The organism is Bradyrhizobium sp. Kon56 (assembly GCF_055807635.1).
On sequence record NZ_JBVVOU010000006.1, the window covers coordinates 42,776 to 57,865 of the forward strand.

The window sequence follows — 15,090 nt, forward strand, 5'->3', positions numbered from 1 at the left end:
TGTGCAAGTTCTCCGATAGCTGGTTACGGCCTGATTCACCTGATGGTACATTCACGATGCGTGATCGAGTCCCGCAGGTTCGAACACGGGCCCAACATTTTTTCGTTCGCTGCCGTACTCAAGACGGCACTGAGGCACGCGAAATCCATCCGATGCCGAGAGGCAGCTGCGCGCGTCAGAATCTCATCCGTCGTCTCGACTGGGCCCAGCTGAAGTTTCCCCACTCCCAGCCGTTGTTTATGTCGTATGCGACATTCGGTTTGAGTATAAGGTAAGATCAATCAAGATGCTCTGGCTGTAGGCCTTGTCGATGACCGTGCCAGTGTTTACCTGGTTTGTAGCAAAAGTTAGCATCACCTTTTGTATTGGCGCCATTGCATTTAGCTGCTTGCCATAGAGTGGCAAAGCGCAAAGGGGTTCGCATTTCCATTCACCAATTCGGAAACGCCGCATGTTACTGGTGTGACAGTCAGTTCTCGATTGAGATCACCCCCGCTTCACGGCCGACCACATTGCCACTGCCTTGGGGCGCTTCGACTTCCAGCCTCTGGCCGATATCAATGCCGTAAGAGCTGACGCCCTTAATTTGGCCGTTAGGGCGCGCAATCGGGCCGCCAAGCAGTTTTGGAGTGGCGATCAGCACGGCGATCGGCTGGATGAAGCGGGTCGATGAGACCGGCAGCGTTGCTCGGGGCCAGATGGGTTGGAAAACCATTACCTTTCTGGCGGCCCTGCGCCATGACCGGATCGATGCGCGATGGTTCATCGAGGGACTAATCATGGCGTGAGCTTCCGGATCTATGTGGAGAAGGTTCTCCTGCCGACCCTTCGGCCCGGCGACATCGTCGTCCCGGACAATCTCGGCAGCCACAAAAGCAAAGCCGTGCGTCAGCTCATCCGCTTCGCCGGAGCAAAGCTCCTCTTCCTGCCAAAATACTCACCCGACCTGAACCCCATCGAACAAGTCGTGCCAAACTCAAGCATCTGCTCCGCAAGGCAGCAGAATACAGCACCGAGAATGCGATCGTCACGAAGAGCATGAACTTCGCAGCCCTCAATATATGAGCATAGTCGCGTGCGCCCCAACCGAAACCCAGGATAGCTTGAGCGCCAATACAGAACCCGGTGATAGGCAGTGCGCCGACTATCAAGATGCGCACAGCTATTCCAACCGCGGCGATGGAATCGTCGCCGAACGGCGCAGCAGCTCCGTACAAGAGCATAACGGCAAGAGCAGATAAGATACTCGTCATTGTCGCCGGCGCGCCTACCAACGCGAGCTGTCTGATGCGATCTGCTCGCAATGATATGTGAGATATCCTGACGAGAACCGTCCCGCCAAGCTTCGTAAAATACACGATATACAGTCCGACAGCAGAGATCTGAGACACCAGCGTTGCGAGGGCTGCGCCTCGCACGCCAAGGTCAAGTGAAAATATGAAGACGGGATCAAGCACAGCGTTCAGGATAAACGCGGTCATCATCACCCACATGCTAAATCGTGTATAGCCTTCGGCTCTTACAATGAACCCGCTGACGGTATTTAGTAGCATCGGGGTGTACCCCAACAAAACCGTTCCCGCGTAGTCGAGCGCCACGGGCATGATGGTTGGGGTTGCTCCGAGCGTTGCAAATATCCCTGGCAGATTTGGAAGCAGAGTGAGGGTGACTATGATACCGATCGGAGCGGCCAGCGCGAGTGCCGTGCTTGCGCCTCGACTCGCTTCTAGGTACTCACGAGCGCCCAGATGACGAGATATGAACGACGCTGCTCCAACACCGATCCCCTGTCCGGCTGCGGCGAGCAGGACCACGATCGGCAAGGTCATGCTAACAGCTGCGATCGCCTGCGCGCCTAGGGCGCCAACAAAGATCGCATTGACGACCTGCTGCAGCGCATGGATCGATAATCCAACAACAGACGGAATGGCGAGCCGCAGGATAAGACTCAAGAGATTCTGGTCCGATAGATCGACGTGCTGTTTTTTCTTTGGCATCACATTGCGCTTGCTGTCGAGGGCGAATTCTGTATTCGGTCCATTCACGGACAAGTGAACTTTTCCAAATTCGACGATGGCGTACTCAGCGCAATCCTCTCCGGATCTGCTCTGGCAAGCCGTGATCGCCTGGATAGGTTGACGTTTTCAAAGCTGATTTTTGCCTGGGCATACGCCTCCCGTCAGTTGTAGCGAATACTGACTGAGGTGTTCAAGGGTCGCCCCCAGGTTCTGCTAGTCATATTGTGCCGTTCCGCCCTTTGGTTGAGCATCGTGCCGGTTGCGTTCACTTCTCGGGATGATGATCGGCGGGGAAACGCGGCCAGACCCTAGAGCCTCAAGTTGGTTTTGGCATCTACCGGATCTTGTAGTAGACGCTCCATCATCTGCATGGCACAAGCAATGAACGTGCTCAGAACCACTGTGGTGGTTCGATGATGTCCTGCAATCTGTACACGATATCGGGTTCCTCAGCGCGATCGAGACGAACGGCAGGCTGCCGGCCCCGGCCAGCGTGGTGACTTGATTTGCGTCAGTAAATCGCGCCGCGCTGGCCGTCACTCGCGGACACGAACTGAAAATTCGTATGGCCGCAACCGGCAGCCTGCCAGACCGGTTCGATGAGCGTGGCTTGGACAATTTCTGCTTCGATCGAAAGACCACCCTGACGCCGTCGAGCGGCGGGCTATCGCGTACTGTCTGGCTCAGCCGAAATGGCGGCTTAGCGTGCAGTCCCACAAACACTCGGCATCACATGAAGATATCCCAAGCATTTAAGTTCGAGGCAGCGCACCGACTTCCAAACGTCCCGCAGACACATCGCTGTCATCGGGTGCATGGTCATTCCTATCGCGTCGAGGTCGTGCTGAACGGGGCCGTCGATCCGCACACCGGATTCGTAATGGATTTCTTGAACTTGGAGGAAGCGTTTGGCCTTCTTATAAAGAAGCTCGATCACCATTGCCTGAACGACGTCCCGGGACTGGAAATCCGACGGCGGAAAATATCGCCATCTGGATCTGGGAGCACGCGAAACCGCGCCTCGCCCAACTCTCGAGCGTGAGGGTGTACGAGACGACGGATAGTTGGGCGGAATATGACGGGCCCGATCGCTGAATTCGGCGCTCATTTGGGACTGTGTCGATGCGGCGCGCCTGTCGTTCTTCGGCTCAGAAGCGGACTTGCTCGATCTGCGATTCGGCTCTTCATCCGCCACGCCCGCGGCCAGATTTCCGCGCTCACAGAAGAGCCCTTGGATCCGACCGGAGCGCCCGGTTTGGCTATGAGGACACCCATCACGTGACCGCATTCGAAAGGCTTCCGGCCAAACGATTCGGAATCCCGCGTTGTGCTAACCGCGGAACGATCTGAGGGATTCGTCCTCAGGAGCGAATTCGATGCTGATTGTACCGGCGAGACGACCCGCCATCCAGGACGCTGCGGCTGGGCGACTTGGTGCTGCAGCAGGTCGGCGCTAGCCGCCAATGCGAGGAGCACGGGTGGATGCAAGATCGCGCAAGCCCGCATGTGCGCGAGCGTGCCATAGACATCGCCGTCAATACCCCCCGTTCGACGCTTCGACGGGCGAAGCCTCAATTGACGCTGGCGAGGTGCCGGACTCGAGCGTCCGCGCTGACTGGTCACGGATGCATCCCTTGGCCGACTGGTTATTTCCACCCAACCAATAGCTGCGGACGTAAACCGGGCGAACAGCTGTCCACAGGAACCGATGCCTCGCCCCGCCGCATCCGATAGAGTGCAGTCAGGCCCGCACCGACCGGGGGTTCATCCCGGGAACCTCCGATCCCCAAACCTTAGCCGAAATGGCGGCCGCGCTCGCGTAATCGCCGGACTATCGCGTCTTGGCCGGCTCGTTTCGCGCCCAAAATTGGCGGGGACTGAATTTCTTGGCAACTATCTAAGCCTGCAGCACATCAGCGGTCTCTTTTCAGACAGCAATTGCAGCGCGGTCAGGAAGTGAATAATTCTCCACCAAGAACCAATTGAAAAATGGGTACACCACCCATTCGGGGAACATGGATTCTGTCCCTGTCCCGGGCGACGTCAATCTTGCGAGTTATGCTGCCGTGATGTCCGGCAAATCACGTGGCGGTGGCCTGCTCGGTCAGGTAACAACAGCATCCGCCTGTCGGAGCAGAAACGGATCCGTGACGCGCTCTTCGCCGAACACATGATTCCCCCCAAGCTTCGCACCACCGGCTTGAAGCTCCGGACGCGCAAGGGACCGTGAAACCCTCCCAGGCATCCGTCGCTCACCACATCTGCACAATGAAGCGGCCGTATTTGGTCGCGATGTAGTCCTTCACCTCGGGCAAGCAGTAGATCGAGACGAAGCGCAGCAGCCGCGGATCATCCTTCCTGTCCGCCGCCATGAATTGCAGGCACCCAGTGCGATCAAGTTACCGCGGTCGGCGAGCAGCGCCGCTACGCTAGCGGCGCGATCGAGCAAACCCGAGTTGATCGTTAGGATCATCGCTTGGCCAGGTGGGCATCGGATGCTCCGATGAAGGTGAGCTCGGCGGCGTTCTGGACGTGATCGGAACTCGCGTCGGCGCGGTGATCCGACGCGATCGCGACATAGAGCGCCGGCAGCACGAAAAGCGTGAACAGCGTGCCGATGGACATGCCCGCGACGACCACGAGCCCGATCGAGAAGCGGCTCGCGGCGCCAGCACCCGTTGCGGTCAACAAAGGTAAGAGGCCCGTGACCATCGCCGCGGTGGTCATCAAGATTGGGCGGAGGCGGACGCGCGCCGCCATCTCGATGGCCGAGCGGGAATCGAGTCTCTCCTTGAGCTGCAGCTGATTGGCGAACTGGACCATCAGAATACCGTGCTTGGATATCAGCCCAGCCAATGTCAACAGTCCGATTTGGGTGTAGATGTTCATCGTCGCCAAGCCAAAGAATAGCGGGATTAAGGCGCCGGCGATTGCCATGGGAACGCTGAACATGATGATGAGGGGATCGCGCAGACTTTCGAACTGCGCCGCGAGCACCAAGAAAATGACGATGAGTGCAAACGCAAAGGTGATGACTAGTTTGTTACCCTCCTGCACATATTGACGGGCGTCCCCGAGGAAGTCGTGGCTGAACTCTGCGGGCAGTTTCATTGCCTCGACGTCGAGGAAGTCCACAGCCTGACCGATCGTGACTCCGGGCATCGGTACGGCTTGGAAGGTCGCGGAGTTGAGCTGGTTGTAGTGGGTGAGTGCGTTCGGATTGGTCGCAGTCTCGATGGAGACCACGGTCGATAGCGGCAGCATCGAGCCCGCCGCTGTCTTGACATAATAGCTCCCAAGTGATTCCGGCGTCAGGCGTTTCTCGCGCGGCACCTGCGGGATCACTTCGTAGGAGCGGCCCTGCAGGTTGAAGCGATTGACGTAGTTTCCGCCAAGGAGGGTCGCGAGCGCGCTACCGACGTTCTGCATGGTGATGCCAAGGTCGCTCGCCTTGGATCGATCGACCTTGATTCGCACCCCCGGCTGGTTGAACTCAAGGTCAGAGTCGCTGACCATGAACAGACCGCTCTTGCGCGCGGCATCCTTCAGCTCCGACATCTGCTCGTAGATGTACTGGAAACCGAGCGTCGACTTGATCACCATCTGCACTGGTAAGCCGCCGGAACCGCCCGGAAGCGGCGGCAAGCTAAAGGCAAATGCGTTGATGCCTTCCAGTTTGGACAGCTCGGCCTGGACCAGCGATTTCAGCGCGATCGATGAGCGCTTGCGCTCGGCCCAGGGCTTAAGCAACATCCCGGCCATGCCGCCCTGCGGACCGCTGATGCCGTTGAGCACGAAGCGAAAATCCGTCTCGGGAAACTTCTGGAGTGCCTTGTCGAGCTTGGCGCCGTAATAATCCAGGTAATCAATATTGGCGTATTTCGGCGCTTTTGTCAGTGCGAATACGATGCCCTGATCCTCCTCGGGTGCGAGTTCCTTGGAAGTGTGCATATACAGAAAGGCGACGAGGCCCAGCATGGTCAGCGCAAACAGCCCGGTAATCGGGCGATAGTCGAGCGAGCGGTCGAGCTTGCGGCCGTACCAGCGCGTCATAGCGCTGAACACACGATTCACAAACTTTGCAAACCGCCCCTCTTCAGCGCTCTTCAGGAAGACCGCGCACATCATGGGCGACAGCGTCAACGCGATCACGCCCGACACGATCACCGAACCCGCCAGTGTAAACGCGAATTCGCGGAACAGCGCGCCGGTGAGGCCGCCGAGAAAGCCGATGGGCGCGTACACGGCGGCCAACGTAATCGTCATGGAGAGGACGGGGCCGACGATCTCGCCCGCGCCGTTCGTAGCGGCCTGCGCGGGCGACGCACCTTCTTCCATATGGCGATGAACGTTCTCCACCACGACAATTGCGTCATCAACCACAAGACCGATCGCAAGCACCATCGCAAGGAGGGTCAGCAGATTGAATGAGAACCCCAGCGCCAGCATCATACCGCAGACGCCAATAATGGACAGCGGAATGGTGACGACCGGAATGATGACAGACCGCAGGGAGGCCAGGAACAGGAAGATCACCAACACCACGATCGCGACCGCCTCAAGGAGCGTCTTCTCCACCTCGTCTACCGATGATTGGATGAACTTGGTGGAGTCGTAGGCCACTTCCATCTTCAGCGATGGCGGCAGGCTGCGCTTCATTTCTGGAAGCAGTGCCCGAACGCCTCGCGCTATGTTCAGTGGATTACCTTCTGGGCTCGCCTGCACGGCGACGAAGATCGCGTGTTCGCCGTTCATCGCGACGCTGGCGTTTGTGCTCTGCGCCGCAAGCTCGACTGTCGCGATGTCCTCCATGCGCACAAAGCCGCCGTCGTTGGCTTTGACGATCATGCGCTTGAAGTCATCAACACTCCGCAGATCAGTGTTGACCGTGACGTCGGAGAGAGTGAAATAGCCCTTAGTCTGGCCGGCCGCAGCCTGGAAGTTGTTGGCCGCGATTGCAGCCGAAACATCAGCTGGCGACACGCCGTGGCCCGCCATTCTCGCGGGATCGAGCCATAACCGCATCGCAAAACTCTGGCCGCCGAGGATGTCTGCCGCTGCGACGCCGTCTACAGTTGACATAATCGGTTGCACCACGCGCGAGAGATAGTCGGAGATCGCGCTGGCCGTCAGTTCTTCGCTGGAGAAGGCGATATACATGACAGCTGTAGTCTGACCGGCAGATTTGGTGACGACCGGATCGTTCGATTCCTTAGGGATTAAATATTTGACCGAGTTGACCTTGGAGAGCACTTCAGTGAGCGCCTCGTTGGGCTCGAAATTGAGCTTGATATAGACCTGGATCGTCGAGGCACCGAGCACCGAGGAGGACGTAATGTAATCAACGCCTTCGGCCGAAGCGAGCGCTTGCTCAAGGGGCGTGGTGATGAACCCCTGGATCATGTCGGCGGAGGCGCCAGGATAAGAGGTTGTGATATTGACGACCGTGTTGGTCAGCTTAGGATACTGCCGGATTGGCAAAACGGTGGCCGCACCAATGCCGGTCAGCAGGATCAGGAGACTGACGACGATAGACAATATCGGACGTTTGATGAAGAGCTCGGTAAATGCCATCGCGATGCTCGCATTCAATAGACTGACGGAAATTCGCCAGTAAGCCAGGCTACAGCAACAGTCATCAACGCGGCGACTGTGGCTAGGGGGCACCTTCTCAGGGTAGAGCCCCATGTTTCTCTTAAGCTAGCAACCGCCCCGGGGGGTCCGGCTCGAACCAGTAGAGCTGAGCCTCTGGGCAAAGCCGCAGACAATGTAAAGAGTCAGCTCCGTCGTAGCAGCCGATGTCCAAGATCACTGGGTCTTGCTTCTGGAGGAAGCACACAATGTGCTGATGGACCTCCAACACTTATCAACTCAGCTTAGGATTTCGCGCCGCCCCACCCTTCGGACGATCCAGCTTCGACGCTGAAACTACAGACAAGCCGACGGGCAGCTCAACTCTACAGAGGTAAGCGGGGGATATAGAACGGGTTGCATAACCTATACCAACGTTTGTCGACGAGCGGCGCCCGCATGAGCCGCGCGAGACTTGTGATGTTGTTCGAGAGCACAGGCGTTTTCCTTCGGTCTTGTGCTTCACGATGAACCGGCCATCTCGGGTCCGCCCGCAAAGTAAGTGAACCCCAGGAAGGCGAAGGTCTCGGCCACCGCTCGCTGCGCGGCTGACGCGGGAGGGCCGCGAACCGCGCCAAACTCGATCAACCGGGTTTTGTCCGCATGGAGCGCCGGCCAGTCGCGCCTTGAGGGCCAAGAGCATTTCCTGGGCATCTGCCTTGCTCTCGAAGCCGATGACGAAGTCGTGCGCAAAGCGCACGGTCACAACGCGACCGCGTGCATGGCGACCGCTCCAGTGGTCGACCCAGCGATCGAGGAGGTAATGCAGGAAGATGTTGGAAAGGAGCGCACTGATCCTGCCCTTTGCGGTGTGTGTCTTGCTTCTCGCCGCTCTCAAGAACGCCAGCTCGCAGCCGCAGCTCGATGAGCTGCAGGATACGAGGATCGGCAATCCTGTGCGCCACCATCCGCAGCAGCCACTCGTGGTCGACCGAATCGAAGACACTGGATATGTCATGATAGCCGGATGCAGGGCATCAAGCTCCATCTGAGGATTCCGCCCCGGCCGGAAGCCGTAGGAGAACCCGAGGAATTCGACCTCATAGGCGGCGCTCAACACCTCGGCCACCGCGCTTTGGACGATCTTGTCCTCTAGCGGCCGGCACACCGAGAGGCCGCCTACCCCGTCGGCTTGGGGATGTAGACGCGCCGCACCGGCTGTAGCCGGTAGGGACAGTGTGGACCCGTGCGCAGAGATCGCGGATTGGTCCGTGAGCCCCTCTTCGTACTTTGCCTCCCTTATCCCATCGACCTCCGCGCCGGCCTGCGGGCTTTTGTCGTCCAAACGCCCGAAGCAGAGCGTCTTTCTCGATGTGGTGCAGCAGGGCTGTGAACCGGTTTGGACATATGTCGGCATGTTCCCCAAGGAGAAGGCCATGGTTCGCCTCATTGGAGCGGTCCTGCTCGAACAGAACGACAATGGGCCGTCCAGCGCGCCCGTTACATGACGCTGAAAACCATCGCGCCTTTGAGCGATGATTCGAGCGTCAGCCTTCCGGCCGCCAGCTGAGCGGCCCGGCCCTCTTGCCGGCGAACCGGTTGCCCGAGCGCCAGTTACAGCATGCTGAGGAACACGAGTATTTCTGACAGTGCTTTTCGCGCCTTACTGCGGAGCTCACGAAGACGCGATTGCTAGCTCTTGGAGCCTCGACGCAAGAGCGATCGAACAAGCGGAATAAGAAAAGACCCAATCATCGAAGGCTCCTTGGGCTCGGACCACCGCGTCTGGGCTGAACGTTACAGTTCGCCGGGGCTCTGCGGCAGCCACTACAATCTGTGGGGAACCGAGGACGGCTCCTACGCACCGGGCACCCGCACCCGCACCCGCACCCGCACCCGCACCCGCACCCGCACCCGCACCCGCACCCGCACCCGCACCCGATAACAAACTTACGCCGCCGCCACCCGCAAGTATTTTTACTCTGCTTTGCTTAGCATTTCTGCTCTGGACTACGCGCCTCATCGCCAGGAATGCCCTCACGCACGCTGCGGCACTTGACGAATTTCATTTTCATTCGACGCTGCCGAAGCCAGCATGAGGGACGCGTTGCGAGTAATCGCTGCGGCTTGGCCGTAGCGCAGCGCGGAAATTTACGCTAGCTTCCGCTCGCGAGTTTGCAAATGCCTACCCGCATCCGATCTTTCCGAAGACAACGAGCGACCATTCGACCGCTTGCCCCCTCCCATCCTCAGAGCTGGGATAATCCGGACAATGAGGAAATCTGGTTTGAGTTGGCGCGCGCCATCGGACGTCAGATCGCACGGGATGAAAATCATGGCTCGGGGCAGCCGATAGAGGACCGGCATGACGACACCGTCATCGAAGAAAACGGCCGTAATATACGCGCGCTATTCGAGCGACATGCAAAAGGCGAGCTCGATTGACGGTCAGCTGTTACTCTGCCGCAAGGTCGCATTGCGCAACAACCTCGATGTCGTCGGCGAGTTTGTGGATGCCGCAAAATCTGGTCTTACCGAAGGTGCGCGGGACGGCTATCAGCGCTTGCTCAACGGTGTGCGAAGCCAGCAGTTTGACGTAGTCGTCGTTGAGCATTTCGACCGCTTGTCGCGCGATCCCGCAACCATCCAGCGTCTCAAGCAGGTTTTCGAGTTCAACGGCGTTGAGTTGATGGATCAGAAAGGAGTCTACGCGACCGCCACTGACATTAGCATCGCAAGTCTGTACAACACGATTTACAAGCCGCAGCTCGCCGAAAAGGTTCGGCGCGGCCATGACAACGCTGTTGCGAACGGAAGAATTCCGGGCTCATACGCCTATGGTTATCGGCCGAGGCCGGGCGCGCCCGGCGAGCGCGTAATCGATGAGAACGAAGCAAAGATTGTGCTCCGCATCTTCAAAGAATATGCAGCGGGCCGCTCGACCCGAACTATCGCCGCTGACCTCACCCGCGAAGGCGTGCCCTCACCAGGGGCAACTCGTCACAAGAACAAGGCGGGTCGCACCACCTGGAACCATCAGTGCATCACAGGCGGTCGGCATGGTCGCGGCATTATCGGCAACGAACTATACATCGGCGAGATACATTGGAACGTTCGCTCGACAATTCTTAACCCAGAGACGCAGAAGAAACAGAAGCGCCGCAATCCAGCAGAACGCCACATTATCGTCAAAAAGCCAGAGCTGCGGATCGTTCCGCAAGGGCTCTGGGATCTGGCGCAGAAGGTTCGTAGGGTGCGCGCGGTATCTATGTTCGGACCGACTGGCCAGCCGCGGCGTCGCGCCGTGAGTCCGCGCAACAATGAGCACCCGCTTGCCGGTGTGCTCCGGTGTGGCGTCTGCAATGGCCATATGCGAATCGCTCAATCCTCGCGTAACGGTGCGCCGCGCGCGGCATGCGCGAGCGCGCATCAGCGGGGCACCTGCGAGCACACCCGTAGCTTTGATATGGACGTTCTGCTCGAGGATGCCTCCGAAAAAATCCAGGTGAAATTGCTTTCGCCGAAAGCCATTGAAGAGGCGATGCGTACTTGGAAGGAGGAGCGCAAAAACGATCGGAACAATGGCAGCGAACACAATAAGCTAGAGCGTCGACGCCGCGTATTGACTACCGAGATCGAACGCCTCTCTTATGCCATCGCAAATAGCCGCCGCAAGCCGGACGAATTGCTCAAGCGGATCGATGAGTGCGACCTGGAGCGGGAAAGCGTTGAAGAGCGCTTGCGGCTGCTGGGCGGTGGCGGCGAAAATATAGTTGGCTTCGATCGCCCGAAATTCAGTGACCGATACTCCTCGGAGGTTAGAAGGCTTATCACCGCGCTCAAAACCAATCCGAAGGCGATCGAAACTCGCATTGCCTTCCGCAACTTGATTGAATGCATAGTAGTGCATCCGGTTCGCAAGCGGATGCCCTACGAATATACGCCCTACCTGAACAGCTCCGCGCTTTACGGAAGGAACCTTTTTCGCGAAAACCGCAGCAAGGAGCGAGAGATCAGCACGTTTGCATACTACGACAATGGCAAGTCAGGGAAATCCGTGTCCTCGTAATAGACGCGGACCTGCATATGGTGGCGGCCGTCGCGGATCTCGCCGTCGAGATGAGCTGTCACGTCGCGAGCCTCTTCGCTTTTCGGTAACCAGCCCGTTTTGCGCAAAAACGGCCGGCTGCGCAAGCGCGGCTAGACCACCGCCGGCCCACGCCCCAGCGTCACCTCGACGATCTCCGGCGGCACGCCGACGCGGAGCGGCATGATGCTGCAACCGAGGCCGCCGGAGATGATGACGTCGCATTTGAGCCGGACATGGCCATAGGCGAGCCGGAGGCCGTGCTGTGGCGGAACCGCCGGCGACCAACCGAGCAGGCGGACCTGGCCGCCATGAGTGTGGCCGGACAGTTGCAGCGCGATGCGGGCGGGCACGCGCGGCGCGATATTGGGCTCATGCGCGAGCAGGATGATCGGCGCGTCGTCGGTGACCTTGGCAAGCGTCGCGTCGAGATCGTCGGCGCCGAAGCGTCCCGTGCTCCGGAAGCGTCGCGCCGGCAGAAAGGCGAGTTGATCGCCAAGGCCGGCGAGCCAGAATGCACGGCCATCCTTGGCGAGCCGCACGACGTCGTTCTCGTAGACGGGAATGCCGGCCGTCTCCAGCGCGCGATGCGCGACCGTCGGCCCGTGTCCAGCCTGCTGGACGATCCTGTCCGCCCAATAGTCATGGTTGCCCATGACGGCATGGACGCCGAGCGGCGCTTTCAGGCCGGCCAGCACCTTGGCCCATTCGCTCGCCGGAATGATGCGCGTGACCTGGTGCAGACCGGCAACATAGTCGCCGAGCAGCACGATGATATCCGCATTCAGCGCATTGGTGCGATCGACGATGGCTTCGATCCGCTCCAGCGACATCCAGGGATCGCAGGCATGGATGTCGGCGATCCCGGCGATCTTCAGCGGGGAAACCGCCGGCCATTGCCGCGGGGTTGGATGATAGCGGGTGACGCGAAGCCGCAGCACCGGCTCGACGCCGACGCCATAGGCCGCGGTCGATGCGCCGAGGGCGGACAGTCCGCCGATGGAACGGATGAGGTGACGGCGCGTGATCATGGCAGCCTGATCGTGATGCAGCTTGTTGATGCGACCCTATTGAAGCGGAAATGGGGTGCTTTTGTGCAGACCCTCTGCACGAAATCACCGGAAATTCATGACGGCCCGACCGTCCGTACTTGCGCAGATCAGTCGTCGCTCTCGTCGGTGCCGAACAGGCCGAACTGTGCCGCCGCATCGCGCGATGGCTCGCTGATGCCGAGATGGCGAAAGGCGTGCGAGGTGAGCAGGCGGCCGCGCGGAGTGCGCTGCAGATAGCCGCACTGGATCAGATAGGGCTCGATGATGTCTTCGATCGCATCGCGCGGCTCCGACAGAGCGGCGGCCATCGTCTCGACGCCGACCGGGCCGCCGCCATAGTTCTGCGCGATGGTCGTGAGGTAACGGCGGTCCATCGCGTCGAGGCCGGCGGCATCGACCTCGAGCGCGCTCAGCGCGTGGTCGGCAATCTTGCGATCGATCCTGTCGGCATCGGCCGCCGAAGCAAAATCGCGCACGCGGCGCAGCAGCCGGCCGGCGATACGCGGCGTGCCACGCGCGCGTCGCGCGATCTCGTTGGCGCCATCCGCGCTCATGCCGACGTTGAGCACGCGGGCACCACGGGTGACAATGCTTTCCAGCTCCTCGATGGTGTAGAAATTCAACCGGACCGGAATGCCGAAGCGGTCGCGCAAGGGATTGGTGAGCAGGCCGGCGCGGGTAGTGGCGCCGACGAGGGTGAATTTCGACAGCTCGATCTTCACCGAGCGCGCCGCCGGACCCTCGCCGATGATGAGGTCGAGCTGGAAATCCTCCATCGCGGGATAGAGCACTTCTTCCACCGCCGGGCTCAGGCGATGGATCTCGTCGATGAACAGCACATCGCGCTCTTCGAGATTGGTGAGCAGCGCGGCGAGATCGCCGGCCTTGGCGATCACCGGGCCTGATGTCGCGCGAAAGCCGACGCCGAGTTCCTTGGCCACGATCTGCGCCAGCGTGGTCTTGCCGAGGCCGGGGGGACCGACGAACAGCACGTGATCCAGCGCCTCGCCGCGCTTGCGCGCCGCCTCGATGAAGATGGACAGATTCTTGCGCGCCTGCTGCTGGCCGACGAAGTCGGACAGCGATTGCGGACGCAGCGCAGTGTCGCCGACATCGTCGCTGCGGCGCTCGGGCGTGACCATGCGGTTGGCCTTAGGATCGCTCACTTCGCGAGCTCCTTCAGGCCAAGGCGAATGAGCTGCGCGGTCTCCGCATTCTCACCCGCGCTGCGCGATGCAGATGCAATGGCCGCGGCAGCTTGCGGCTGGCCGTAGCCGAGATTGACCAGCGCGGAGATCGCGTCCGCCACGGGCCGTGGCGCGCGCTGGTCGTCGACGGCGCCGGCGAGGTGCACGACCGCCGGATCGACATTGGCAAAGGCCGGCGCCTTGTCCTTCAACTCGGTGACGATGCGCTCTGCGACTTTGGGGCCGACACCCGGCGTGCGCGCCACTGCAGCCTTGTCGCGCAACGCGATCGCGTTGGCGAGGTCGGACGGCCCAAGCGTGCCGAGCACAGCGAGCGCGACCTTGGCGCCGACGCCCTGCACGGTCTGAAGCAGGCGAAACCATTCGCGCTCCTGGTCGCTGCGGAAGCCGAACAGCTTGATCTGATCCTCGCGAACATAGGTCTCGATCGACAGCACGGCGGCCTCGCCCGGCGAGGGCAGATGCTGCAGCGTGCGCGTCGAGCAATGCACCTGATAACCGACCCCGCCGACGTCGAGGATGACGAAATCCTCGCCGTAGGAATCGATCAGGCCCTTGAGCTTGCCGATCATAAGCCTGCCACCTTCAGCCGCAGCGCGGTGCTCTGGCGATGATGGGCATGGGTGATGGCGATGGCGAGCGCGTCGGCGGCGTCCGCGGACGGCGGATCGGCCTTCGGCAGCAAAATCTTGAGCATCATCGCGATCTGCTGCTTGTCGGCGTGGCCGGCGCCGACCACCGTCTTCTTCACCTGGTTCGGCGCGTATTCGGCAACACTGATGCCGAACATCGCAGGCGCGAGCATGGCGACGCCGCGGGCCTGGCCGAGCTTCAGCGTCGCGACGCCGTCCTTATTGACGAAAGTCTGCTCGACCGCGGCTTCCATCGGCTTGTGACTGGACAGGACGGCGGCCAGCCCCTCATGGATCGCGAGCAGCCGGCTGGCCAGCGGCAAATCGTCCGGCGGCTCCACCGAGCCGCAGGCGACGTAGATCAGGCGGTTGCCCTCGGCCTCGATCACGCCCCAGCCGGTGCGGCGCAGGCCAGGGTCGATGCCGATGATGCGAACGGGGCCACGAATCGGGAGCGTCGTCATGAGCCAGTGATAGCGGCTGGCCGCCGTGGGGGAAACAGAAACAGAACGGAAGTAACAG

The 15,090-nt window shown here is 60.3% G+C and carries 7 protein-coding genes and 5 pseudogenes; 4 read left to right on the plus strand and 8 right to left on the minus strand.

The window, feature by feature from the left end:
* Positions 1–469: 469 nt before the first annotated feature.
* Positions 470–643: a hypothetical protein gene (locus tag AC0L3B_RS11790; protein WP_204513318.1), complete on the minus strand. Its 174-nt coding sequence runs from the start codon at positions 641–643 to the stop codon at positions 470–472.
* Positions 644–704: 61 nt separating this feature from the next.
* Here AC0L3B_RS11790 and AC0L3B_RS11795 point away from each other — a divergent pair.
* Positions 705–1,017: pseudogene (locus AC0L3B_RS11795) on the plus strand (transposase); the annotation flags it as partial.
* Positions 1,018–1,055: 38 nt separating this feature from the next.
* Here the strand turns inward: AC0L3B_RS11795 and AC0L3B_RS11800 are convergent.
* A pseudogene (locus AC0L3B_RS11800) lies at positions 1,056–1,997 on the minus strand (MATE family efflux transporter); the annotation flags it as partial.
* 754 nt (positions 1,998–2,751) lie between these two features.
* Between AC0L3B_RS11800 and queD the strand changes: the two are divergent.
* Positions 2,752–3,113: pseudogene (queD, locus tag AC0L3B_RS11805) on the plus strand (6-carboxytetrahydropterin synthase QueD).
* 1,374 nt (positions 3,114–4,487) lie between these two features.
* Here queD and AC0L3B_RS11810 read toward each other — a convergent pair.
* Entirely contained in the window at positions 4,488–7,592 is a 3,105-nt protein-coding gene (locus AC0L3B_RS11810; protein WP_007605558.1) for an efflux RND transporter permease subunit, read from the minus strand.
* Between the two features lie 1,406 nt (positions 7,593–8,998).
* Here AC0L3B_RS11810 and AC0L3B_RS11815 point away from each other — a divergent pair.
* Both AC0L3B_RS11815 and AC0L3B_RS11820 read left to right on the plus strand, forming a co-directional pair.
* A pseudogene (locus AC0L3B_RS11815) lies at positions 8,999–9,159 on the plus strand (IS256 family transposase); the annotation flags it as partial.
* A gap of 795 nt (positions 9,160–9,954) precedes the next feature.
* Complete coding sequence (locus tag AC0L3B_RS11820) at positions 9,955–11,658, plus strand: recombinase family protein (protein ID WP_085385089.1); 1,704 nt, start codon at positions 9,955–9,957, stop codon at positions 11,656–11,658.
* On the opposite strand, the pseudogene AC0L3B_RS11825 reads toward AC0L3B_RS11820, so the two are convergent.
* The 5 genes and pseudogenes from AC0L3B_RS11825 to ruvC all read right to left on the minus strand — a co-directional run.
* Positions 11,640–11,720: pseudogene (locus tag AC0L3B_RS11825) on the minus strand (acyl-CoA thioester hydrolase); the annotation flags it as partial. The gene AC0L3B_RS11820 and the pseudogene AC0L3B_RS11825 overlap by 19 nt on opposite strands.
* A 69-nt stretch (positions 11,721–11,789) precedes the next feature.
* Complete coding sequence (locus tag AC0L3B_RS11830; RefSeq protein ID WP_473380413.1) at positions 11,790–12,707, minus strand: metallophosphoesterase; 918 nt, start codon at positions 12,705–12,707, stop codon at positions 11,790–11,792.
* 128 nt (positions 12,708–12,835) lie between these two features.
* The gene (ruvB, locus tag AC0L3B_RS11835; RefSeq protein ID WP_018454589.1) at positions 12,836–13,870 is read right to left on the minus strand and encodes a Holliday junction branch migration DNA helicase RuvB; all 1,035 of its coding nucleotides are present in this window, start codon (positions 13,868–13,870) and stop codon (positions 12,836–12,838) included.
* Positions 13,871–13,890: 20 nt separating this feature from the next.
* Complete coding sequence (gene ruvA, locus AC0L3B_RS11840; protein ID WP_018454590.1) at positions 13,891–14,508, minus strand: Holliday junction branch migration protein RuvA; 618 nt, start codon at positions 14,506–14,508, stop codon at positions 13,891–13,893.
* A complete protein-coding gene (gene ruvC / locus AC0L3B_RS11845) occupies positions 14,505–15,032 on the minus strand; it encodes a crossover junction endodeoxyribonuclease RuvC (RefSeq protein ID WP_018454591.1) in 528 nt (175 codons plus the stop codon). The genes ruvA and ruvC overlap by 4 nt, the downstream gene beginning before the upstream one ends.
* Between the last annotated feature and the right edge of the window lie 58 nt (positions 15,033–15,090).

What these genes read in the sequence shown, in the direction of transcription:
- AC0L3B_RS11810 (WP_007605558.1), bottom strand. Translation starts at nt 7,592, where the DNA reads ATGGCATTTACCGAGCTCTTCATCAAACGTCCGATATTGTCTATCGTC.
- AC0L3B_RS11820 (WP_085385089.1), top strand. Translation starts at nt 9,955, where the DNA reads ATGACGACACCGTCATCGAAGAAAACGGCCGTAATATACGCGCGCTAT.
- AC0L3B_RS11830 (WP_473380413.1), bottom strand. Translation starts at nt 12,707, where the DNA reads ATGATCACGCGCCGTCACCTCATCCGTTCCATCGGCGGACTGTCCGCC.
- ruvB (WP_018454589.1), bottom strand. Translation starts at nt 13,870, where the DNA reads ATGGTCACGCCCGAGCGCCGCAGCGACGATGTCGGCGACACTGCGCTG.
- ruvA (WP_018454590.1), bottom strand. Translation starts at nt 14,508, where the DNA reads ATGATCGGCAAGCTCAAGGGCCTGATCGATTCCTACGGCGAGGATTTC.
- ruvC (WP_018454591.1), bottom strand. Translation starts at nt 15,032, where the DNA reads ATGACGACGCTCCCGATTCGTGGCCCCGTTCGCATCATCGGCATCGAC.